The organism is Isoptericola sp. NPDC055063, assembly GCF_053608125.1.
Map to the genome: position 1 here is coordinate 121,058 of NZ_JBSGUW010000015.1, position 20,685 is coordinate 141,742.

At 75.3% G+C, this 20,685-nt stretch carries 17 protein-coding genes and 1 pseudogene; 12 read left to right on the forward strand and 6 right to left on the reverse strand.

Annotated features, from left to right (window positions below):
* Window positions 1–18: 18 nt before the first annotated feature.
* A complete protein-coding gene (locus ACWF41_RS18075; protein ID WP_380314778.1) occupies window positions 19–498 on the forward strand; it encodes a GNAT family N-acetyltransferase in 480 nt (159 codons plus the stop codon).
* Here ACWF41_RS18075 and ACWF41_RS18080 read toward each other — a convergent pair.
* Window positions 482–1,882 (reverse strand): MFS transporter, encoded by a 1,401-nt coding sequence (locus ACWF41_RS18080; RefSeq protein WP_380314781.1) that lies wholly within the window; start codon window positions 1,880–1,882, stop codon window positions 482–484. The genes ACWF41_RS18075 and ACWF41_RS18080 overlap by 17 nt on opposite strands.
* Before the next feature lie 61 nt (window positions 1,883–1,943).
* Here ACWF41_RS18080 and ACWF41_RS18085 point away from each other — a divergent pair, with 61 nt between their 5' ends.
* The 5 genes and pseudogenes from ACWF41_RS18085 to mqo all read left to right on the forward strand — a co-directional run.
* Window positions 1,944–3,182, forward strand: a complete 1,239-nt coding sequence (locus ACWF41_RS18085; RefSeq protein ID WP_380314784.1) for a GNAT family N-acetyltransferase — start codon at window positions 1,944–1,946, stop codon at window positions 3,180–3,182.
* Window positions 3,183–3,277: 95 nt separating this feature from the next.
* The gene (locus ACWF41_RS18090; protein ID WP_380314788.1) at window positions 3,278–3,850 is read left to right on the forward strand and encodes a TetR/AcrR family transcriptional regulator; all 573 of its coding nucleotides are present in this window, start codon (window positions 3,278–3,280) and stop codon (window positions 3,848–3,850) included.
* Window positions 3,847–4,530, forward strand: a complete 684-nt coding sequence (locus ACWF41_RS18095; RefSeq protein ID WP_380314791.1) for a pyridoxine/pyridoxamine 5'-phosphate oxidase — start codon at window positions 3,847–3,849, stop codon at window positions 4,528–4,530. The genes ACWF41_RS18090 and ACWF41_RS18095 overlap by 4 nt, the downstream gene beginning before the upstream one ends.
* Window positions 4,527–5,237, forward strand: a complete 711-nt coding sequence (locus ACWF41_RS18100; RefSeq protein WP_380314794.1) for a maleylpyruvate isomerase family mycothiol-dependent enzyme — start codon at window positions 4,527–4,529, stop codon at window positions 5,235–5,237. Before ACWF41_RS18095 ends, ACWF41_RS18100 begins: the two co-directional genes overlap by 4 nt.
* A 105-nt stretch (window positions 5,238–5,342) precedes the next feature.
* Window positions 5,343–6,905, forward strand: a pseudogene (gene mqo, locus ACWF41_RS18105) (malate dehydrogenase (quinone)); the annotation flags it as partial.
* A 33-nt stretch (window positions 6,906–6,938) separates the two neighbouring features.
* Here the strand turns inward: mqo and pntB are convergent.
* The 3 genes from pntB to ACWF41_RS18120 are packed head-to-tail and all read right to left on the reverse strand — an operon-like array spanning window position 6,939 to window position 10,364.
* Entirely contained in the window at window positions 6,939–8,357 is a 1,419-nt protein-coding gene (gene pntB, locus ACWF41_RS18110) for a Re/Si-specific NAD(P)(+) transhydrogenase subunit beta (RefSeq protein ID WP_380314797.1), read from the reverse strand.
* The gene (locus tag ACWF41_RS18115) at window positions 8,354–9,919 is read right to left on the reverse strand and encodes a Re/Si-specific NAD(P)(+) transhydrogenase subunit alpha (protein WP_380314800.1); all 1,566 of its coding nucleotides are present in this window, start codon (window positions 9,917–9,919) and stop codon (window positions 8,354–8,356) included. The genes pntB and ACWF41_RS18115 overlap by 4 nt, the downstream gene beginning before the upstream one ends.
* 10 nt (window positions 9,920–9,929) lie before the next feature.
* Window positions 9,930–10,364, reverse strand: coding sequence for a pyridoxamine 5'-phosphate oxidase family protein (locus tag ACWF41_RS18120; RefSeq protein ID WP_380314803.1), 435 nt, complete (start codon window positions 10,362–10,364; stop codon window positions 9,930–9,932).
* A gap of 176 nt (window positions 10,365–10,540) precedes the next feature.
* Here ACWF41_RS18120 and ACWF41_RS18125 point away from each other — a divergent pair, with 176 nt between their 5' ends.
* The 3 genes from ACWF41_RS18125 (at window position 10,541) to ACWF41_RS18135 (ending at window position 13,991) form a co-directional block, all read left to right on the forward strand.
* Window positions 10,541–11,251 carry a rhamnogalacturonan acetylesterase gene (locus ACWF41_RS18125; RefSeq protein ID WP_380314806.1) on the forward strand — a complete coding sequence of 237 codons (711 nt, stop codon included), beginning with the start codon at window positions 10,541–10,543 and terminating at the stop codon, window positions 11,249–11,251.
* Between the two features lie 83 nt (window positions 11,252–11,334).
* Window positions 11,335–12,375: a LacI family DNA-binding transcriptional regulator gene (locus tag ACWF41_RS18130; RefSeq protein ID WP_380314809.1), complete on the forward strand. Its 1,041-nt coding sequence runs from the start codon at window positions 11,335–11,337 to the stop codon at window positions 12,373–12,375.
* Window positions 12,372–13,991 carry a UxaA family hydrolase gene (locus ACWF41_RS18135; RefSeq protein ID WP_380314812.1) on the forward strand — a complete coding sequence of 540 codons (1,620 nt, stop codon included), beginning with the start codon at window positions 12,372–12,374 and terminating at the stop codon, window positions 13,989–13,991. The genes ACWF41_RS18130 and ACWF41_RS18135 overlap by 4 nt, the downstream gene beginning before the upstream one ends.
* Here the strand turns inward: ACWF41_RS18135 and ACWF41_RS18140 are convergent.
* The gene (locus ACWF41_RS18140; protein WP_380314815.1) at window positions 13,984–14,625 is read right to left on the reverse strand and encodes a maleylpyruvate isomerase family mycothiol-dependent enzyme; all 642 of its coding nucleotides are present in this window, start codon (window positions 14,623–14,625) and stop codon (window positions 13,984–13,986) included. The genes ACWF41_RS18135 and ACWF41_RS18140 overlap by 8 nt on opposite strands.
* A gap of 113 nt (window positions 14,626–14,738) precedes the next feature.
* On the opposite strand from ACWF41_RS18140, the gene ACWF41_RS18145 reads away from it, so the two are divergent.
* The 3 genes from ACWF41_RS18145 to ACWF41_RS18155 all read left to right on the forward strand — a co-directional run bounded on the left by ACWF41_RS18145 (window position 14,739) and on the right by ACWF41_RS18155 (window position 16,567).
* A complete protein-coding gene (locus tag ACWF41_RS18145) occupies window positions 14,739–15,533 on the forward strand; it encodes an HAD hydrolase family protein (protein WP_380346828.1) in 795 nt (264 codons plus the stop codon).
* A gap of 74 nt (window positions 15,534–15,607) precedes the next feature.
* Entirely contained in the window at window positions 15,608–16,156 is a 549-nt protein-coding gene (locus ACWF41_RS18150; protein ID WP_380314821.1) for a hypothetical protein, read from the forward strand.
* An 81-nt stretch (window positions 16,157–16,237) separates the two neighbouring features.
* Window positions 16,238–16,567 (forward strand): cupin domain-containing protein, encoded by a 330-nt coding sequence (locus tag ACWF41_RS18155; protein WP_380314824.1) that lies wholly within the window; start codon window positions 16,238–16,240, stop codon window positions 16,565–16,567.
* 48 nt (window positions 16,568–16,615) lie between these two features.
* Here ACWF41_RS18155 and ACWF41_RS18160 read toward each other — a convergent pair whose 3' ends face one another.
* On the reverse strand, window positions 16,616–20,608 hold the full coding sequence (locus tag ACWF41_RS18160) for an endo-alpha-N-acetylgalactosaminidase family protein (RefSeq protein ID WP_380314827.1): 3,993 nt from the start codon (window positions 20,606–20,608) through the stop codon (window positions 16,616–16,618).
* Window positions 20,609–20,685 lie beyond the last annotated feature (77 nt).

Sequence of the window (20,685 nt, forward strand, 5' to 3'; positions counted from 1 at the left end):
GCCTGCTACCGTCCGGGCGTGCCCGACTCCCCCGCCGCCGGCTCCCCCACCACACGCGTCACCTTCCGTACCGCCACCCGCGACGACCTGCCGCGGGTCGTCGAGCTCATCGCCGACGACGCCGTCGCCGCCGCCCGCACCGGCTCGTACGGCCCGGCGCACGTCGCCGGGTTCGAGGCGATCGAGGCCAGCCCCAACGACGAGCTGGTCGTCGCGGAGCTGGACGGCGCGGTGGTCGGCGTCATGCAGCTGACGTTCGTGCCCGGCATCTCACGCAACGGCGCCACCCGGCTGCTGGTCGAGGCGGTGCGCGTCGACGCATCGCTGCGCGGCCAGGGTCTGGGCCGGCTGCTCATGGAGCACGCGCACGAGCGCGGCCGCGAGCGCGGCTGCGTGCTCGCCCAGCTCACGTCGGACAAGCAGCGTCCCGACGCGCACCGGTTCTACCGGTCGCTCGGGTACGCGCAGTCGCACGAGGGGTTCAAGCTGCCCCTGTGACATCGGGGGCGGGCCGGCGCACGTCGCGGATGCCCACCATGCTCACCAGGCCGCCGAGGACCAGCAGCCCCGCCGTGACGACCAGCGCCCGGTGGAACGACGCGACGTCGAGCACCTCGCCGAGGATCACGCCGGCGAACGCGACCGTCAGCAGCCCGGCGACGCGTGAGACGGCGTTGTTGACGGCCGAGGCGATGCCGGCGTCCGCGGGCGGCGCGGCGCCGAGGATCGCGGCGGTGAGCGGCGCGACCGTGATCGACAGGCCCAGGCCGAACACCAGCAGCCCCGGCAGCACCTGCGTCACGTAGGCGGCGTCCTCGTCGATGGCGAGCAGCAGCAGGTACCCGGCGCCCGCGACCATCGGGCCCACCGTCATGAACCACCGCGCCCCGTACCGGGCCGCGAGAGTGCCGAACCGCGTGGACAGCGCCAGCATCGCGAGCGTGGAGGGCAGCTGCGCCACCCCCGCCGCCGTGGCCGAGTAGCCGGCAACCTGCTGCAGGAACAGGCCCAGCACGAAGCCTCCCAGCGACAGCGCGCCGTAGACGGCGAACGTGGCGGCGTTGCCCCACGCGAAGTTCCGCGCGGCGAACAGCCGCGGCGGCATCATCGGGTCGCGCGCCCGCCGCTCGTAGACGACGAACGCCACGAGCAGCACGACGCCGAGACCGGCGGCGGGCCAGACCCGCTCGATCAGCCCGTACACGCCGGCCGCGAGGCCGGTGGCGGCGAGCAGCGCGCCCGGCACGTCGAGCCGGCGCCCGGTGGTCTGGTGCACCTCCGGGACGGGGCGCAGCAGCACGAGCGTCACGACCACCACCGGCAGGTTGATCCAGAACACCCACCGCCACGACAGCAGGTCGACCAGGCCGCCGCCCACGAACGGGCCGACGATCATCGCCGTCCCCGTCCATGCCGTCCAGCGCCCGATGGCGCGGCCCTGCGACTCGCCGTCGAAGGTCGAGATGATCAGCGCCAGCGAGCTCGGCACCAGCAGCGCGCCCGCCACGCCCTGCAGCAGCCGGGCGCCGACGAGCACCGGCCCGGTCGGCGCGAGGGCGCACAGCACGGAGGCCGCCGCGAAGCCCACCAGCCCGGCGACCAGCACGCGCCGCCGCCCGTAGAGGTCCGACAGCGAGCCCGCGAGCAGGATCAACGAGCCGAGGGTGACCAGGTAGCCGTCCACCACCCACTGCTGGAGGCTGAGCCGCGCCGCGCCGGCCCCGCCCAGCTCGTCCCCGATGGCGGGCAGCGCCACGTTCACCACGGTGCCGTCGAGGAACGACACGAACGACGCGAGGATCGCGACCACCAGCACCCGGGCACGCAGCCGGGCCTGCGTCGCGTCGGGCACGGGCGCGTCTGGCACCGAGGACGGGCTCACCGGTTCACGGTACGGCGCAATACCGGTGACGCGCCGGTCGCGCCACGCTAGCGTCGCCGCCGTGAGCAGCGACACCAGAGAGTTCCGGCGTACGACCATCGCCGACGTCCCCGCGTCACGGCGCCTCGGGGCGGAGGCCTTCGGCGTGCCGGAGACCCCGCTCCCGGACCCGGATCCCGCCTCGTGGCCGCTGCCGAACATCCGGCCGTGGGTCGCGACCGACGACGGCGAGGTCGTCGCGGGCCTGGGCGTGCGCTCGTTCACGTCGTGGTTCCACGGGACCAGGCTCCCGACGGCCGGCTTCGCCGGGGTCACCGTCGCGGCCGAGCAGCGCGGCTCCGGCCTCGTGCGCCCGCTGATGACGGCCGCCCTCGCGGAGGCCCGCGCGCTGGGTGACGTCGTCTCCACCCTCTACCCGTCCTCCGCGGGGATCTACCGCGGGCTGGGCTACGAGGTGATCGGCGCGTTCGAGGAGGTCGACGTGCCGATGGCGGCGCTCGCCGCGGTCCCCCCGCCGGCCGCCGGCGTGCGCGCACGCCGCGCCACCGCCGACGACGTGCCCGCCGTCCGGCGCGTGTACGAGGCGTGGGCGTCCGCGCAGAACGGGCCCCTGTCGAGGGCGGAGGAGCCGTTCGCGATGGAGGCCGACGACCTGGCCGGCCCGGACGCCGAGTACACCGGCGTCACGCTGGCGGTGCGGGGCGGCGGCGAGGCCGAGGAGGTGCTCGGCTTCGCGAGCTGGTCGCGCGGCCAGGGCTACGACCGCACCACCGCGATCGAGGTCGACGACCTCGTCGCCCTCACGCCGGACGCCGCCCGCGCGCTGTGGCGGGTGCTCGGCTCGTTCTCCGCGGTCATCGGGTCGGTGCGGGTCTGCACCTCCGGCGGGTGGTCGGGCCTCGACCCCTCGCGCCTCGTGCTGCCCGACCACGCGGCCACGTCCGCGCCGCGGCCGTACATGCTGCGCCTGCTCGACGTCCCGGGCGCGCTGGGCGCGGGCCGCGTGGCTCCGTTGACGGCCCGCGTGCCGTTCGCCGTGGCCGACCCCCGCACGCCCGACCTCGAGGGCGCGTGGACCCTGGAGGCCGCCGACGGCGCGGTCCGCGTGCTGCCCGACGCCGACGCCGTCCCGGGCGACCGTCCGACGTTCACGTCCGGAGGACTGGCCCAGTCGTGGGCCGGAGCGCAGTCGGCCGCGAACGTGCGGCTCGCGGGCGGGCTGAGCGGCCCCGACGCGCACGACGCCGTCTGGGACGCCCTCTGGGGCGGCCGCCAGGTGCACGTGCGCGACTACTTCTGACCCGACTCTCGCTGCCCGCCCCCCATCTGCCCGCCGCGGCGGGGCGACGGGCGGCGGGGCTGGTCACCATACCTAGAGGTAGGTATGGTGACGCCATGAGCACGCCGACCGACGCGCGCGCCCGGCTCGTGGCCGCCGCGCAGGAGATGTTCGCCGCGCAGGGCGTGGGGGCCACCAGCCCGCGCCAGGTGCTGGCCGCCAGCGGGGTGGGGCAGGGCAGCCTCTACCACCACTTCCCCACCAAGCACGACCTCGCGGCGGCCGCGGTCGGCGCGACGGTCGAGAACGCGCTCGCCGCGGCGCGGCGCGACCTCGAGGGCGCCACGCCGGCCCTCGACCGGGTCGTCGCCTACGTCGAGCGGCCCCGCGACGCCCTCGCCGGCTGCAAGATCGGCCGGCTCACCAGCGACCAGGCCGTCATGGACGACGACGGCCTCCACGACGTCGTCACCGCCTACTTCGTCCGCCTGCTCGACGCCGTCGCCGCGACCCTGCGCGAGGCGGGCCTGCCCGACGACGACGCCCGCGACCGCGCACACGCCGCCGTCGCGATCGTGCAGGGCGGCTACGTGCTGGCCCGCGCGACCGGCGACCCGGACGCGATGCGGGCCGCCGTGCGCGGGTTCGTCGCGATCCTCACCCCCGCCAGCACGAAGGAGACCGCATGACCTTCCGCGAGCGCCTGCGCGCCCTGCCGACGTTCCCGCCCGGCCTGCCCCCGTTCGGCGTCGATCTCGACGACCTCGCCACGGCGCCCGCCGCGCCCCAGGAGCTGTTCGGAAGCTGGTTCGACGACGCGTTGGCCGCCGGCGTCGGCGCCCCGCACGCGGCGATCCTCTCGACGGCCGACGGCGAGGGCCACGTGCACGCCCGCACGCTGGTGATCAAGGACGTGACCGAGGCGGGCTGGTGGTTCGCCGGGCACGCGTCCAGCCCCAAGGGCCGCGACCTGGCCGCCAACCCGCACGCGGCGCTCACCGTCTTCTGGCGCGACCTGGGCCGCCAGGTCCGGGTCACGGGCCGCGCCCGCTCGGCAGGCCCGGAGGCCGGAGCGGCGGACTTCCGCGCCCGGCCCGAGGGGTCGCGCGCGGCGGGCCTCGTCGGCCACCAGAGCGAGCCGCTGGCATCCCCCCAGGAGTACCGGGACGCCTTCGCCGGTCGCCTCGACGAGGCGCGCGAGCACCCCGACGCCGTCGCCCCTGCATGGACCGCCTGGGTGCTGGCCCCCGCCACCGTCGAGTTCTGGGCGGCGAGCGACGACAAGGGCCAGTCCCGCCTCCGCTACCGCACGACCGGCACCACCACCGAGAACGCCCCCACCTGGACCAAGGAGCTGTTGTGGCCGTGACGATCCCTGACCCCACCCTCACCCACGCGCTGGCCGACGCCGACGCCGCGCTCGCCGCGCTGATCGACGTCGTGCGCACGCTGCCGGACGACGCGGGGGCGGCGCCGTCGCCCCTGGACGGCTGGACCCGCGGGCACGTGCTGTCGCACGTGGCGAACGTGGGCGCCGCGCTCGCCCGCCAGGCCGAGTACGCCGCGCGCGGCGAGAAGGTCGAGCCCTACGACGGCGGCCGCGCCGGCCGGGACGCCGCCATCGAGGCGGGCGCCAGGCGCACCGCCGCCGAGCACCTCGCGGCGCTGGAGACGACGCGGGCCCGGCTCGCCGCCGCGTGGCCGGACGCGAACGACGCCCTCTGGGGCGCGCCCGTGGCGTACCGCGACGGGGTGCTCGCGGACGCCCTGCTCGCCTGGTGGCGTGAGGCGCGGATCCACGCCGTCGACGCGACCGCGGGCCTCGCCACCGAGCACGGCACCGCACTCGGGTACGCCTCCTGGGACGACGCGTTCTGCGCCCACCTGGACGAGTTCCTCGCCGTGCGGCTGCCGGACGGCGGGGCGGGCCTCGAGCTCGTCGGCGACCGGCGGGACGTGGCCGCCTGGCTCGCGGGCCGCACGCCGTCGGGCCCCGTCTCGGCCACCCGCGACGGCGCGGCCGTGCCCCTTCCCGAGCTCGGCCCGTGGCCCTCGTCGCCGGCCCCGAAGCCCTGACCTGCAGGCCGGTCGCGGCCCGGTGTGACGCACATCACTGCAGGTCAGGGCGCCGTGTGAGGTTGCTCTCATTCTTTGTGACAGTTTTCACGCGCGGCGTATGGTGGCCCGGTGACTTCGAGTGCTACGACTGCTGGGGCCCCCACGGGGGCCGACGTCGACGTCGTCCTCATCGGCGGCGGAATCATGAGCGCCACGCTCGGCACGCTGCTCCAGCAGCTCGAGCCGTCGTGGTCCATCCGGATCTACGAGCGCCTGGACGACGTGGCGCAGGAGTCCTCGAACCCGTGGAACAACGCGGGCACGGGGCACGCCGCGCTCTGCGAGCTCAACTACACGCCCGAGCGCAAGGACGGCTCGATCGACATCACCAAGGCGGTGGCGATCAACGAGCAGTTCGAGATCTCGCGCGAGCTGTGGCAGCACCTCCTGGCCACCGGCCGGATCAAGGACGACTCGTTCCTCAGCCACACCCCGCACATGACGTTCGTGCGCGGCGAGAAGAACGTGGACTACCTGCGCCGCCGCTACGAGACGCTGCGCGTGCACCCGCTGTTCCGCGACCTCGAGTACAGCACCGACCGCGCGGCCATCGGCCGCTGGGCACCGCTGCTGACCACCGACCGCGACGCCGACGAGCCGATCGCCGCCACCCGCGCGACCTCGGGCACCGACGTCGACTTCGGCAACCTCACCCGCCAGCTCGTCGACGGCCTCGTCGCGAACGGCGCCGAGCTCAAGCTGCAGCACGAGGTGAAGAGCCTCAAGCGCACGAAGGACGGCCGCTGGCGCCTGCGCGTCAAGGACCGCTCCTGGAACGCCAGCCGGCGCACCAGCACCGTCACGGCGAAGTTCGTCTTCGTCGGCGCGGGCGGCGGCGCGCTCCCCCTGCTCCAGTCGGCCGGCATCCCGGAGATCAAGGGCTTCGGCGGCTTCCCCATCTCGGGCGAGTTCCTGCGCACCTCCGACCCGGAGCTCGTCGCGCAGCACCAGGCCAAGGTCTACGGCAAGGCCGACGTCGGCGCCCCGCCGATGTCCGTGCCGCACCTGGACACCCGCGTGGTCGACGGCAAGACGTACCTCATGTTCGGCCCCTACGCCGGGTTCAGCCCCAAGTACCTCAAGAAGGGCAAGTACCTGGGCCTGATCACCTCCCTGCGGGCCAACAACGTCACGTCGATGCTCGGCGCCGGCCTGAAGAACCTCGACCTCACCCAGTACCTCGTCGGCCAGCTCGTGGCGGCGCCCGAGACCAAGTTCCAGGCGCTGCAGCAGTTCATGCCCACCGCGCACCCCAAGGACTGGGAGAAGATCACCGCCGGCCAGCGCGTGCAGGTCATCAAGCGCGACGCCGACGGCAAGGGCGTGCTGCAGTTCGGCACCGAGATCGTCACCGGCGCCGAGGGCTCCATCGCCGGCCTGCTCGGCGCCTCGCCGGGCGCGTCGACGGCGGCCTCCGCGATGGTGGACCTGCTGGAGCGGTGCTTCCCGTTCCGGTTCACCAAGTGGCGCCCCGAGCTCGCCTCGGTCATGCCGAGCCTCGACGGGGTCCCCGCCGACGCCAGCACGATCGACGCCACCCCGGTGCCCGACTCGCCCTCGATGCTGCACGCCGACGGCGTCCTCGACGCGGCGGTCTACGAGTCGCAGGCGGACTCGCGGATCTGACGATCCCCCCGAACGACCTCCTCCTCGGCGGCGTCAGAGAGCCTGGACGATCTTGTCCACCTGCTCCCTGGCGTCGCCGAAGAGCATCCGGGTGTTGTCGCGGAAGAACAGCGGGTTCTGCACGCCCGCGTAGCCCGTGGCGAGCGAGCGCTTGAAGACGACGACGTCGCGCGCGTGCCACGCCTCGATCACCGGCATCCCCGCGATGGGCGAGGACGGGTCGTCCTGCGCGGCCGGGTTCACCGTGTCGTTCGCGCCGATGACGAGCACGACGTCCGTGTCCGACAGGTCGCGGTTCACCTCGTCCATCTCGAGCACCAGGTCGTACGGCACGCGCGCCTCGGCCAGCAGCACGTTCATGTGGCCGGGCAGGCGCCCGGCCACCGGGTGCACGCCGAACCGCACCGTCACGCCGCGGGCCCGCAGCCGCTCGGCCAGGTCCGCGACGGGGTGCTGCGCCTTCGCCACCGCCATCCCGTAGCCGGGCACGACGACGACCGACCGCGCGGCGGTGAGCAGCGCCGCCACCTCGTCCGGCGACGTCTCGTGGACCTCCCCCACCTCCGCGGTGCCGCCCCCGCCCGTCGTGCCGCCGGACGCCCCGGCGCCGAAGCCGCCGAGGACGACGGACCAGAACGACCGGTTCATGGCGCGGCACATGAGGTAGCTGAGGATCGCGCCGGACGCGCCGACGAGCGCCCCGGTGACGATGAGCAGGTCGTTGCCGAGGGTGAAGCCCGCGGCGGCCGCGGCCCAGCCGGAGTACGAGTTGAGCATCGACACCACGACGGGCATGTCGCCGCCGCCGATCGCGGCCACCAGGTGCCAGCCGAGCGCCAGCGCGACGAGCGTCATGAGCAGCAGCGGCACGATCGCGGACCCGGCGTCGTCCGCGACGAGGAACCACGCGAGCAGCCCGGCGGACGCCACCAGTGCCAGCAGGTTGAGCGCGTGCCGGCCGGGCAGGGTGAGCGGCGCGGACGCCAGCCGGCCCGACAGCTTGCCGAACGCCACCACGGACCCCGTGAACGTCACCGCGCCGATGAGCACGCCGAGGAACACCTCGACGCGGTGCACCGTGTCGCCGCCCGTCGCCGCGGGCGCCGCGAGGAAGGACCCGTAGCCCACCAGCACCGCGGACAGCCCGACGAACGAGTGCAGCAGCGCGATGAGCTCCGGCATCTGCGTCATCTCGACGCGGCGCGCCCGCCACGACCCCACGGCGGCGCCTACCACGAGGACCAGCAGGATCAGCCCGGCCGTCACCGGCCACGGCCGCTCCGAGCGGTCGAGGGCCAGCGCGATCGTCGCGACGATCGCGAGCCCCATGCCGACCATGCCGAGCACGGTGCCCCGCCGGGCGGTCTCCTGGGCGGACAGGCCCGCCAGCGACAGCACGAACAGCAGGCCGGCGACCACGTAGGCGGCCTGCGCCACCGACTCCACGCTCACGAGGCGCCCCCGTCCGTGGGGGCGTCCCGGCGGAACATGCCGAGCATGCGCCGGGTCACGAGGAAGCCGCCGAACACGTTGACGCCCGCGAGCGCCGCGGCCACGACGGCGAGCGCCGTGACCAGGGGCGACGCGTCGCCGATCTGCAGCAGCGCGCCCACCATGATGATGCCGCTGATCGCGTTGGTCTGGGCCATGAGCGGCGTGTGCAGGGCGTGCGTGACGTTCGAGATCACGTAGAAGCCCACCACCACCGCGAGCGCGAACACGGTGAGGTGCCCGACGGCGTCGGGCGGGGATGCGGCGATCAGGAGGCCGAACGCGACGGCGCCGAGCGCGCCCAGCACCGTGCGCCGCATCGCGCGGCGTCGGCGCTCGGCCGCGGGGTCGACGGCCGGGGCCGGAGCGGGCTCCGGCTCGGGCGGGGGCGGGGCGGCCGACACCTGGACGGGCGGCGGCGGCCAGGTCACGGCGCCGTCGTGCGTCACGGTCATGCCGCGGACCACCGCGTCGTCGAGGTCGAGCGCGAGGCGCCCGTCCTTGCCGGGCGTGAGCAGGGTGAGGAGGTTGACCACCACCGTGCCCAGCAGCCGCGAGCTGTGCTGCGGCAGGCGCGCGGCCAGGTCGGTGTACCCGAGGACGACGACGCCGCGGGGCGTGACCACCCGCTGCCCGGGCACCGTGGCCTCGCAGTTGCCGCCGCCGGGCGCGGCGAGGTCGACCACCACCGAGCCGGGGCGCATCGCGTCCACCATCGCGCGGGTGATCGTCGTGGGGGCGGCGCCGCGCACGAGGGCGGTCGTGACCACGACGTCGGCCTGCGCGGACTGCTCCGCGTACGCGCGCAGGGCGGCCGCCTCCTGGTCGGCGCTCTGCGCGCTGGCGTACCCGTCGGCGCTGACCTGCTGCACGGCGTCGTCCGCCCGCACGACGCGGGCGCCCAGGGACTCGATCTGCTCGGCCGCCTCGGGTCGCACGTCGAAGGCATGGGCCTCCGCGCCGAGGCTCACGGCCGTGCCGATCGCGGCGAGCCCGGCCACGCCGGCGCCGATGACGAACACGCGCGCCGGCGGCGTGCTGCCCGCGGCGGTCACCTGACCCGCGAACATGCCGCCGAACTCCTCGGCCGCCTCGACCACCGCGCGGTAGCCCGCCACGTTCGACAGCGCCGAGAGCACGTCGAGGGACTGGGCGCGCGAGATCCGGGGCACCGCGTCGAGGGCGAGCGCCGTCACGCCGCGCGCGGCCAGCTCGTCGAGCAGGCCGGGGCTCGTCGCGGGCGCGAGCTGGGACACCAGGACCGCGCCCGGGCGCAGCAGGCCGAGCTCCGCAGGCCCGGGCGGGTGCAGCGTGACCACGACGTCGGCCGCCCACACGTCGGCGCGGTCGGCCACGCGGGCGCCCGCGGCGACGTAGTCGTGCGCGGGCAGCCGGGCGCCGTCGCCGACCCCGGGCTCCACGACGACGTCGTGCCCCAGGTCCGCGAGGCGGCGGACGGCGGCGGGGGTGACGGCCACCAGGCGCGGGTCCGCGCCGGCCGTCCGAGGGGCACCGATGCGCATGACCGCCTCCTCAGCGGGCTGCGTCGGCTGCGCTGTGCAGGGCGCCCCAGGCCGTCCAGCGGTCGACCTCGACCACGGCGGTCACGCGGGCGCGGTCGCGCACGGCGTACGACTTGCCGCCGTAGTGGTGCGAGATGCGGTCGGTGTCCACGAGCCCGACGTCGTCGCGCCACGCGGTCACCCGCCCGAGCAGGGTGACGTGCGTGTACCAGTCCTCGCCCAGCACGGTGAGGCTCACGTGCGGGTTCGCGTGCAGGTGCTGCACCCGCTTGCGCGTGGCGTCGAGGTTGACGAGCACCTGCCCGCCGCCGGAGCCGTCCTCCTCCAGCAGGTACCACGTCGCCGCGGTCACGGGGCTGCCGTCCGGGCGCACGACGCCGATCACGGCGGGCTGGGGGCGGCGCAGCAGGTCGAGCACGGGGGCCGGGAACGGCGGACGGGGCATCGTTGACTCCTCCGGGACACGGGGCGGGTGTGCGGTCGCTCGGCGCCGACGCTACGCCCTGGACGTGCGGGGACGCACGCGATCCCCGCACGCCGCCCGGTCTGCGGTCGTCGCTAGGGTGGCGCCGACGCTCGCCGAGCGTGCCCCGACCCGCCCGCGCCCTCCCGGAGTCCCGCATGTCCCGCACCGTCCACCTCGCCGGCGACTCGACCGCGGGGCCGAAGTCCCGCTCCGCCGCGCCCGAGACCGGCTGGGGCATGGCCCTGCCCTACTACCTCGCCGACGACGTCGCCGTCGCGAACCACGCGCGCAACGGGCGCAGCACCCGCAGCTTCGTCGCCCAGGGCCGCCTCGACGCCGTCGCCCGCGACCTGCGGTCCGGCGACGTGCTGGTGATCCAGTTCGGACACAACGACGCGAAGGTCACCGACCCCGAGCGGTTCACCGAGCCGTGGACGTCCTACACCGAGCACCTCGTGCGGTTCGTCGAGGTCGCGCGCGCCGCGGGCGCACGGCCCGTGCTCGCGACGTCGGTCGAGCGACGCCGGTTCGACGACGCCGGCCGGGCGGTCCCCGCGCACGGCGAGTACCCCGACGCGATGCGCGCCGTCGCCGCGCGCGAGGACGTGCCGCTGGTCGACGTCCAGCGCGACTCGCTCGCGCTCTGGGACGACCTCGGGCCCGAGGGGACCCTGCACCACTTCTTCCACGCCGCCGACGGGCGGCGCGACGACACGCACTTCAACCCGCCCGGCGCGGGAGCCGTCGCCCGGCTCGTCGCCACCGGCCTCCTCACCGCCGGCGTCCTCGCGGGCGGCGAGGTGCGGCGCCTCGACGAGGACGTGCCCGACGACTGGTTCCGCTGGCTCGACGACGAGCCCGCCTGAGCCTCCGCGCGGGGTCGGGCGTGCGCTAGGCTGAAGCACACTGGAACCGGTTCCAGAGTCGGCACCAGCCCCTGGAGGTCCGTGTGGTCACGCTCCGCGACGTCGCGCGCGCGGCGGGCGTCTCCCCCGCCACCGCGTCGCGCGCCCTCAGCGACGCGCCGCACGTCTCGCCCGCCAACCGCGAGCAGGTGGCCCGCGCCGCCGCGTCGCTCGGCTACCGCCCGCACCCCGCCGCCCGCGCCCTGACCACCGGCAGCACCGGCACGCTGGGCCTGGTCGTCCCCGACCTCGCCAACCCGTTCTTCGCCGCCGTCGCCAAGGGCGTGCAGGCGCGGGCGCACGAGACGGGGCGCGACGTCCTCGTCGCCGACACCGACGAGGACGTCTCCGCCGAGCCCGACGTCATCACCCGACTCGGCGACCGCGTGGACGGCCTCGTGCTCTGCTCCCCCCGCATGCCGGCGGACGACCTCGGCACGCTCGTCGCCGGCGGACGGGTGGCGCTGGTCAACCGCGAGACGCCGTTCGCGCCGTCGGTGTCGTTCGACCTCGCCGGCGGCGTGCGCCAGGCGCTCGACCATCTGCGCGCCCTCGGGCACGACCGCATCGCCTACGTGGGCGGCCCCGCCACCTCCTGGTCCGACGGCGAGCGGCGCCGGGCGCTGGCTGACGTCTCCTCCCGCGGCGTTCCCCCCGTTCACGACCTGGGCCCCTTCCGGCCCACGCACGGCGGCGGGGTGCAGGCCGCCGACCTCGCGCTCGCGGCCGGCGCCACGGCCGTGCTGTGCTTCAACGACCTCGTCGCCCTCGGCGTCCTCGCCCGCCTGCACGCGCGCGGCGTCGCCACCCCCCACGACGTCTCGGTGGTCGGGTTCGACGACGTCCCCGCCGCCTCCCTCGTGACGCCCGCGCTCACCACCGTCGCCGTCCCGCTGGCCCGCGCCGGCCGCGAGGCGGTCGACCTGCTCGGCCGCGACGCCGGCAGCTCCCCCGAGCCCGGCTCCCCCGAGCACCGGCGCCTGCCCGTCGAGCTCGTCGTCCGCGCGTCGACGGCGCCCCTGAGCGCCACCGCACCCACCGCCACGTCTCCCCACCGCACAGATCCCGAGGTCGTGATCCGATGAGCACCGCCCCGCACCACCCGCTGCTGCCGCTCGCGACGCCACCGGCCACCACCGAGCCGCCGCTGCCGGGCGTCGTCGACCTCGCCGACGTCGCGCTCCTGCTGCGTCCGGCCGACGACGTCGCCGTGGCGACCCGGCAGGTGCCGGCGGGCACCACCGTGCGGCTGCCGGGCGGCGGCGAGGCCACCACGCGCTCTACCCTGCCGCGCGGGCACAAGCTCGCCGTCCGGGAGGTCCCGGCGGGCACGGAGGTGCGCAAGTACGGGCAGCCCATCGGCCGCGCGAAGAAGGACGTGGCGCCGGGCGACCACGTGCACACGCACAACCTCGGCTTCGACGACCCCACCGCCGACGGCGCCCGCGAGTACGAGTTCGGCACCGCGCGCACCACGCTCCCGGCACCCGAGCGCCGGCGGACGTTCCAGGGCTACCGGCGTTCGGACGGCCGCTGGGGCACCCGCAACTACGTCGGCATCCTCACGTCCGTGAACTGCTCGGCGTCGACGGCGCGGATGATCGCGGACCAGTTCCGCGGGCCGGTGCTCGACGCCTTCGGGCACGTCGACGGCGTCGTCGCGCTCACCCATGACACCGGCTGCGGCCTGGTGCCGACCTCGGAGGGTGCGCAGGTCACCCTGCGCACCCTGCGCGGGTACGCGTCGCACGCCAACATGGCCGGCCTGCTCGTGGTCGGGCTGGGCTGCGAGATGCTCCCCGCCGCGTCCGTCCTCGACGGGCTGGAGCTGCGCGAGGACCTGCCGGTGCGCACCCTGACCATCCAGGACACCGGCGGCATCCGCGCCACCGTGCGGGCGGGCGTCGCGGCCATCACCGAGATGCTGCCCGAGATCGACGCGCTGCGGCGCGAGGAGGCGCCGGCCTCGGAGCTGGTGCTCGGGCTGAACTGCGGCGGCTCCGACGGCTTCTCCGGGATCACGGCCAACCCGGCCCTCGGGCACGCGTCCGACCTGCTCGTGGCCCAGGGGGGCACGTCGATCCTCGCCGAGACGCCCGAGGTGTTCGGCGCCGAGCACCTGCTGCTGCGCCGCGCCGTCTCCGAGGAGGTGGGCCGGCGCCTGCTCGACCGCCTCGACTGGTGGCAGGGCTACGCCGCGGCCGGCGGCGGCACGCTCGACAACAACCCCTCGCCCGGCAACAAGGCCGGCGGCCTCACCACCATCCTCGAGAAGTCGCTCGGCGCCGTCGCCAAGGCGGGCACCGCCGACCTCGTCGCGGTGCACGAGTACGCCGAGCCCGTCACCGAGCGCGGCATGACCTTCATGGACACGCCCGGCTACGACCCGGTCTCCGTCACCGGGATCGTGGCGGGCGGCGCCACCGTGGTCGTCTTCACCACCGGCCGCGGATCGGTGCTGGGGTGCAAGCCGGCGCCGTCGATCAAGGTGGCCACCAACTCCGACACCTACCGCCGCATGTCCGAGGACATGGACCTCGACGCCGGGCGGATCGTGGAGACCGGCCTGTCCGTGGAGGCGGTGGGCGAGGAGCTGTTCGAGAAGATCCTCGCCGTCGCCTCCGGCGAGCAGACCGTCTCCGAGGAGCTGGACCTCGGCGCCGACGAGTTCGTGCCCTGGCAGCTGGGCGCCGTCACCTGATCCGTTCGCGCACCACGCGCAGCCCCGCGCCGGTCAGCTCGTCACAGGACGCCGGCCGGCCCGCCAGCACCATGACGAGCGCCAGCGTGCTGCCCCGCACCACCGGCCCGTCGCCGTGCACGAACGGCCCGTCGGTCGCCTCCAGCCGCAGGCCGCGCGCGACCGCGCGGCCGGAGACGGTGAAGTCGCGGGCGACGAAGAAGCGAGCCACCTCGGTGGTCGTGGCCACGGGCGGCACGCGCGGGAGGCCGAGCGGGGTCCGGACGTCCTGTCCGTGCACCACGACCTCCCCGAGCCACGCGGCCGTGTGCCCGCTGGGCGCGACCGTGCTGGTCACGACCGCGCGGAAGCGCTCGAGCGTCTCGGCCGGCGTCGACCCGCGGTGCTCCGCGAGGCGGCGCGCGTTGTGCAGGTCGGCGTCGAACCGTGCCCCGGCGATGCTCCGCAGCCACGCCCACCGGCCGGCGCTCGCGCCCGCCGTGAGGTGGGCGACGACGTCCCGCACGGACCACTGGGTGCACAGCGACGGCGTCTCCCAGGCCGCGTCGTCGAGCCCGGCGAGCTCGCCCGCGAGGGCCTCCCGCTCGGCGTGGATCATGGCCCAGGTCCGGGCGCGCAGGGTGCTCGTCGTCACGTGGGCAGCCAACCATGCGGCACCGACGCGCGGTTAGGCTCGACGGTGCCCACGACGACGCCGAGAGCTGGAGGTCTGCCCACGTGTCGGGTTCGATGAGAGACGGGGCGCGGGTGGCGTTCCTGGACGTGGACGGCACGTACGCCGACCACAGCGCCGTGCCGGAGGCCCACGCGGAGGCCGTCCGTGCCGCCCGGCGCGCGGGGCACCGGGTGCTGCTGTGCACGGGCAGGCCCGAGTCGATGCTGCCCCCGTCGCTGCTCGCGGCGGGCTTCGACGGCGTCGTCGCCACGGCCGGCGCGTTCGTCCGGCTCGACGGCGAGGTGGTGGCCGACCTGCGCTTCCCCGCGGACCTGGCCGACCGCGTGCGGCACGTGCTCGACGCGCACGACGTCGCCTACCTGCTGGAGGCGCCGGAGGCCGTCTACGGCCCGGTGGGGCTCGACGCCCGCCTCGCCGTCCGCGGCGACGCGGCGCCCCACGAGATCCTCGACGTGCTGCGGATGCCCGGCGACCTCGCCGGCGTCAGCTACGCCAAGATCAGCTACTTCGACTCCCGCCTGCCCATCGCGGCACTGCGCGCGGAGCTGGGCCCGGAGGTCGGGATCCTGCCGTCCTCGTACGCGGACACGGGCGACAACGCCGGCGAGATCCACCTGGCCGGCGTGCACAAGGCCGTCGGGATGGCGGCCGTCGTGGAGCACCTCGGGATCACGCCCGCGCAGGTGGTCGGCATCGGCGACGGGTACAACGACGTCGAGATGCTCGCGTACGCGGGCACGGCCGTCGCCGTCGAGGGCGCGCCGGAGGCCGTGCTCGCCGAGGCCGACCTCGTCGTGCCGGGCCCGGCCCGCGGCGGCGTCGCCGAGGCGTTCGCCCGGCTCGGGCTCATCCCCGCCCGCGCCTGATCCCCGCCCGTGGTCGGCCCCGGCCCGCGGGCCCGCTCCTGCAAGATGGCGCCGCCCCGCGACACGGGAAGGGCATGAGGAACACCGCACCGCGCGCCCTGGCCCTCACCGCGCTGACCACCGTCGCGCTGACCGGCGCCCTCGCGGCGTGCGCGCAGGGCGGGGCGGACGGGACGGGCAGTGCGGCCGGCCCGCCGCCAGGCGTCCCGTCGCCCACCGCCACGGCGACGCACGGCCTGTGGCCCCCGGACGCCGAGGGCATCGAGCAGCCGCGCCCGTTCGAGGTGCGGTACGACGGCCGGGCGCTGCTGCTCTACCCGTTCACCTTCTGTGCCGACCAGGGCTGCGCCGACGGGTTCGACGACCACCCACCGTCCGTGGGCGACGTCGACCAGCTGCTCGTGCACGTCCCGCTCGAGGGCGACGTGGAGCTGACGGTCGGCGAGGTCGAGGCGGACGAGGTCCGGGACGGCGCGGTCGTCGCCACGGCGGAGGAGCTCGGCGGCGGCTGGTGGCAGGTCGGACTCACCGGGCCCGCCGAGGAGCGTCTGATCAGCCTGTTCGCCGGCGGCGACGGCGCGGGCGACATGGTCGCCGAGGTGCTCTGGACGGGCGGCGGCTGACCGCGCCCCCCGGGTACGGTGAGGTCGGCGGGTCTCGTCGACGCGGCCCGCGCCCGTGCCGCCCGACGGATGGAGCCACCGATGGCCGACCTGGACGCCCTCACCACGACGCACCTCGACAAGGCCCGCGCCGCCGAGAACGGCCGCAGCGCGGAGATCGTCGTGCACGACGGCCCGCTGCGCCAGACCGTGCTGGCCCTGGTGGAGGGCGTGGAGCTCGGCGAGCACAACTCGCCGCCGGCGGCGTCCGTCCTCGTGCTGCACGGGCGCCTGCGCGTCACCGCGCTGGAGGGCGACGAGGAGGTGCGCGCCGGGCAGCTGCGCGTGCTGACCCACGAGCGCCACGCCGTGCGCGCGCTGGCGGACTCCGTGTTCCTGCTGACCACGGTGACGAGCATCCCGAAGCCCTGACCCCGCGACGGCGGGGCCAGGGCTCCGGGTAGTGCTCCGGGTGTCGGCTCAGCCGCAGGCGAGCTTCGCGCCCGCCCAGTCGGCGTGGTCGTTGCCGTTGCCGTCCCCGCCGTCGGTCACGACGAGGTCGAGGTAGCGCACGCCGGTGACGTCGACGTCGAGCGCCCGGGTGGCGCCGCCGCCGCGCAGCACGGGCGTGGTGGCCAGCGATGTGCCGTCGCCGAGCACCTGGAAGGCGACCGACCCGCGCGTGGCCTGGACGTCGTCCACCCCGACGGTCGCGGTGAACGACGCGCAGCGCTCGCCGAGGAACAGCCGGACCGTCGACGGCGCGTGCGCGCCGAGGCCCTTGTCGTAGACCGTGCCGCGCAGGGTGATCGGCGACCCGTCGCCGGACCCCTGCTCGCCGTTGGACAGGTCGCGCTCGACCGGCCCCCACCCGTTCGACGCGGAGACGAACGGCAGGTCGCTGGCCCAGTGGTCGCCCGCGGCCGGCGGCACGACGACGTGCACGTCGCTGCTCGCCTCGACGGTGCGCGGCCCGACCGGGTCGGCCGTGGTCGTGTACGTCGCGGTGGCGGTCAGCGGGTACGCGTCGGTGGTGACGTCGCCGCGCGGCGTGACCTCCCAGGTGGTGACGAGCTCGCCGCCGCTCGGCAGCGTCCCGGCGGACGTGGCGTCCGTCGCCTCCACCTCCCAGCCGTCGGGCACGTCGAGGGCGACCTCGACGTCGGCGACGTCGGCCGGCTCGAAGACGCTGAGCGTGGTCGTCACCGTGTTCGCGACGTCGGGCTCGAGCGAGGCCTTCGCCGGGGCCACGTCGAGCGACGCGCACGCCGGGACCTCGTCAGCGACTCCCAGGTCCTCGACCAGGAAGTCGTCGAGGATCAGGTCGGCCTGGTCCCCGCCGCCGACCGCCTTGCGCAGCCCCACCCAGGTGTCGCCGCAGGTGGAGCCCACGACCTCCTGGCTGAACCGCTGCGTGCTGCGCTGCTCGCCGATCGCCGTCGCGCCGGTCTCCACCGACACGGGCTTCCCGGAGGCCACGGAGTCGTAGCCGGTGACCCACTGGTAGTAGCCGCCGCGCCCGGACTGGTAGTCGAAGCTCACGCGGTAGCGGTGCCCCGGCTGGAGGTCGACCGTCGCGGGGGTGGTCCGGTACACGAGGCCCTGGTTCTCCTCGTGCGCCTTGAGCGACCAGGCGTCGCCGATCACGTCGTCCACGAGCTTGCCGTTCCAGCCGGCCTGCGTGTACGGCGCGTGCTTCGACGCGAGGTGGGTGCGCGGGTCGGTGACGCCGCCGGCGTCGCCCTTGACGAACGGGCCCCAGCCCTGGGGCACGGACTCGAAGTCGTCGAACGCGACGACGTCCGCGCCGTCCGCGCGCAGGTCGGCCGGCGCCGCCGCCCGGTCGGTCGCGACGACCCGCAGGTCGTCGAGGCGCACCACGGCATCGCCCTCGCCCGCGCGGACGGTCAGCGTGGGCCGGGTGGCCTCCTTGACGTCGAACACGACCTGCACGCGCTGGTAGTACCGGCTGTGCTTGTCGTCGGCGGCGACCTCGTTGCGCGCGGTCGAGCGGTGGACGGTCACCGACGCGCCGTCGACCGACCGGCCCGGGCCGGTGACCTCGAGCGTCGTCGGCCGCGACGCCCCCGGCTGCACCTCCACCCACGCGCTGGCGGCGTAGGTGCCGGGCTGCAGCTCGGCGGTGCGCTGCGCCACGGAGGCCTTGCCGGCGCCGAGCTGCGCCACGTGCTGGCCGTTGCTCAGCCGCTCGCGGGTCACGGTGCCCGACGTGCGGTAGGCGGCCAGGCCGGCGGCGTCGAAGCCGGGGTTCACGAGGGGCGAGCCCTCGCCCCACGCGACCTTGCCCGCGGTCGGGGTGGTGAAGCCCTTGCCCGGCACGTCCGGGTAGAGCACGTACGGCTGCCCGGCCTCGGCGTCGACGGTGACCTCGCCGCCGCGCACCGGCACGACGCCGACCTTCTCGCGGCCCGTGTCGGTGAGCCGGTACTGGGTCAGCGACGACGCGCCGGCGAGGGTGCCGGGCAGGTCCCACGTGGTGGAGCCCCCGGCCGGGTTGTAGTGGTACAGCTTGTCGCCCTGGGCCACCTTGCCGGTGGCACCGGGCGCGTCCGCCGCGCTCCACGGCAGCAGGTACGTGTCGCCGCGCGCGACGACGGCGTCCCCGACCCGGATCTCGCGGTTCGCCGCGCTGGTGCCGCGCGCCGAGACGCCGTCGGCGAAGTCGATCTCGTCGTCGGTCCAGCGCTCGATCTCGTGGTGCTGGAGGAACTTCGTGGTCACGTTGTTCGACCAGATGTTCTTCGTGAAGGCGTCCCAGTCCACCTGGCCGGTCCAGCCCTCCCACTCCACGATGCGGGCGTTGCCCAGCAGCGGGTGCGGGTTCCAGGTGTCCTTCTCGCCGTTGCGGATGAACCGCACGATCTGCGAGTTCAGGCCCTTGTTCGAGGCACCGCCGTAGTTCTCGTCCGAGGACCAGTGGCTCCACAGCGAGTCGGCCTCGAACTTGTCCGACCACTCCGTGGCGAGCTGGAACCCGTTCGCCTTCGCGGCGTCCGCGAGCCCCCGCGCCTGCCACCCGTAGTTGTAGTAGACGTCGACGTAAAGCATGTCGAGGTCGCCGCCGGTCTCGTCGGCGAGCTGGCCGATGCGCGACGCGAGGTCGCCGCTGGTGATGTCGCGGCGCTGGTCGATGTAGTACGACTGGCCGAGCCAGTTCCAGCCCTTCGCGTTCTCGTCGACGAGGTCCTCGTCGAACGCGTCGGCCTCCGCGTACGACTCGGTGGCGTTGATGTGCACGCCGAAGTCGGCGTTCCAGTCGCCGCCGGACCGCAGCAGCCGGCGCATGTCCTCCAGGCCGCCGGCGCGCTCGTTGTAGTTGCCGCCGTAGTCGGGGTGCGCGGAGTCGTGCCCCTCCGACCCGTAGCCCTTGAGCAGCGCCATCTGGCCCAGGCCGTCCGTGGCCAGCGAGATGTGCTTGACGTCGTCGAGCGTGCGCAGGAACGGGTGGGTCGCCTGCGACGCGAAGTTGAACGGGATGTGCGTGACGACCCGGTCGGGCACCTGCTCGGCGCCCTTCGCCTTCGGGGCGGCGTCGCGGTAGGCGATCGCGCCGTCCTGCCAGTCGACGACGCCGTCGTCGTTGGCGTCCGGCGTGAGCACGACGGTGGCCTGCGGCAGCTCCTCCGTGACCGACGAGCCCTTGGCCCGGTAGGTCCACGCGCCGCTCCAGACGCCGACGCGGACGTCGTCGCCGTCGGCACGCGCCTGGCGCTGCAGGCGGTTGCGCTCCTGCGCGGCCTTGCCCGCCGCCTCGTCGTACACGCTGTTCGTGACGACGGACGCCGCCAGGCCGTTGGCGCTGACGATCGCGTAGGCGGACCCGACGGGCGCCGGGTTCGTGGCCGTGCCGCGCGTGACCGAGGCGAAGGTGTCGCCCTTGCCGTTGCGGTCGGGCGAGATGACGGCCGTGGCGACCCGCGGGTCGGTGTCGGCGGACGAGACCGAGAGCAGGTCGTGCCCCGGGATCTCGAGCGTGCCGACCCGGTGCTCGGCGGTGTCGACGATCTTCGTGATCTCGAAGCGCACCTGGTTGTCGTGCACGCGCAGGGCCGCGTCGATCGCGACACCCGGGAGGTCCGCGAACGTCAGGCGGTAGGTGGCGGCGTCCGCCGTCGCGCCGGTGCGCTCCACGGTCACGTCGTGCGCCGTGCCGTCGATCGTCACGGCGGTCACCGGGCGGGTGCTGCCGGCCATCGTCGCGCCGGTCGCCCGGTCGGTGTAGCGCAGCACCCGGGGGAAGTCGTCGGCGACCTGGACGTCGAGCGCCGCCGAGCGCAGCGTGGCGGCGTCGTCCGCCGCGGTGGCTGCGGGTGTCACGGCGGACGCCGCGTCGGTGGTCGTCGTCGCGGTCGCCGCCGGCGCCGCCACGAGGCCCGCGCAGCCGGTCGCGAGCGCCGCGGCCAGGGCCACGGCGCCGCGCGCGGTGCGTGGTGGTAGGGATCGTCGTGCCATGCGGATCTCTCCTTCTGTCGGGCGGGTCGTCCTCGACCCGCCAAGGGCGGTCCGTGCTGGTAGAGCGTGCTTTCCGG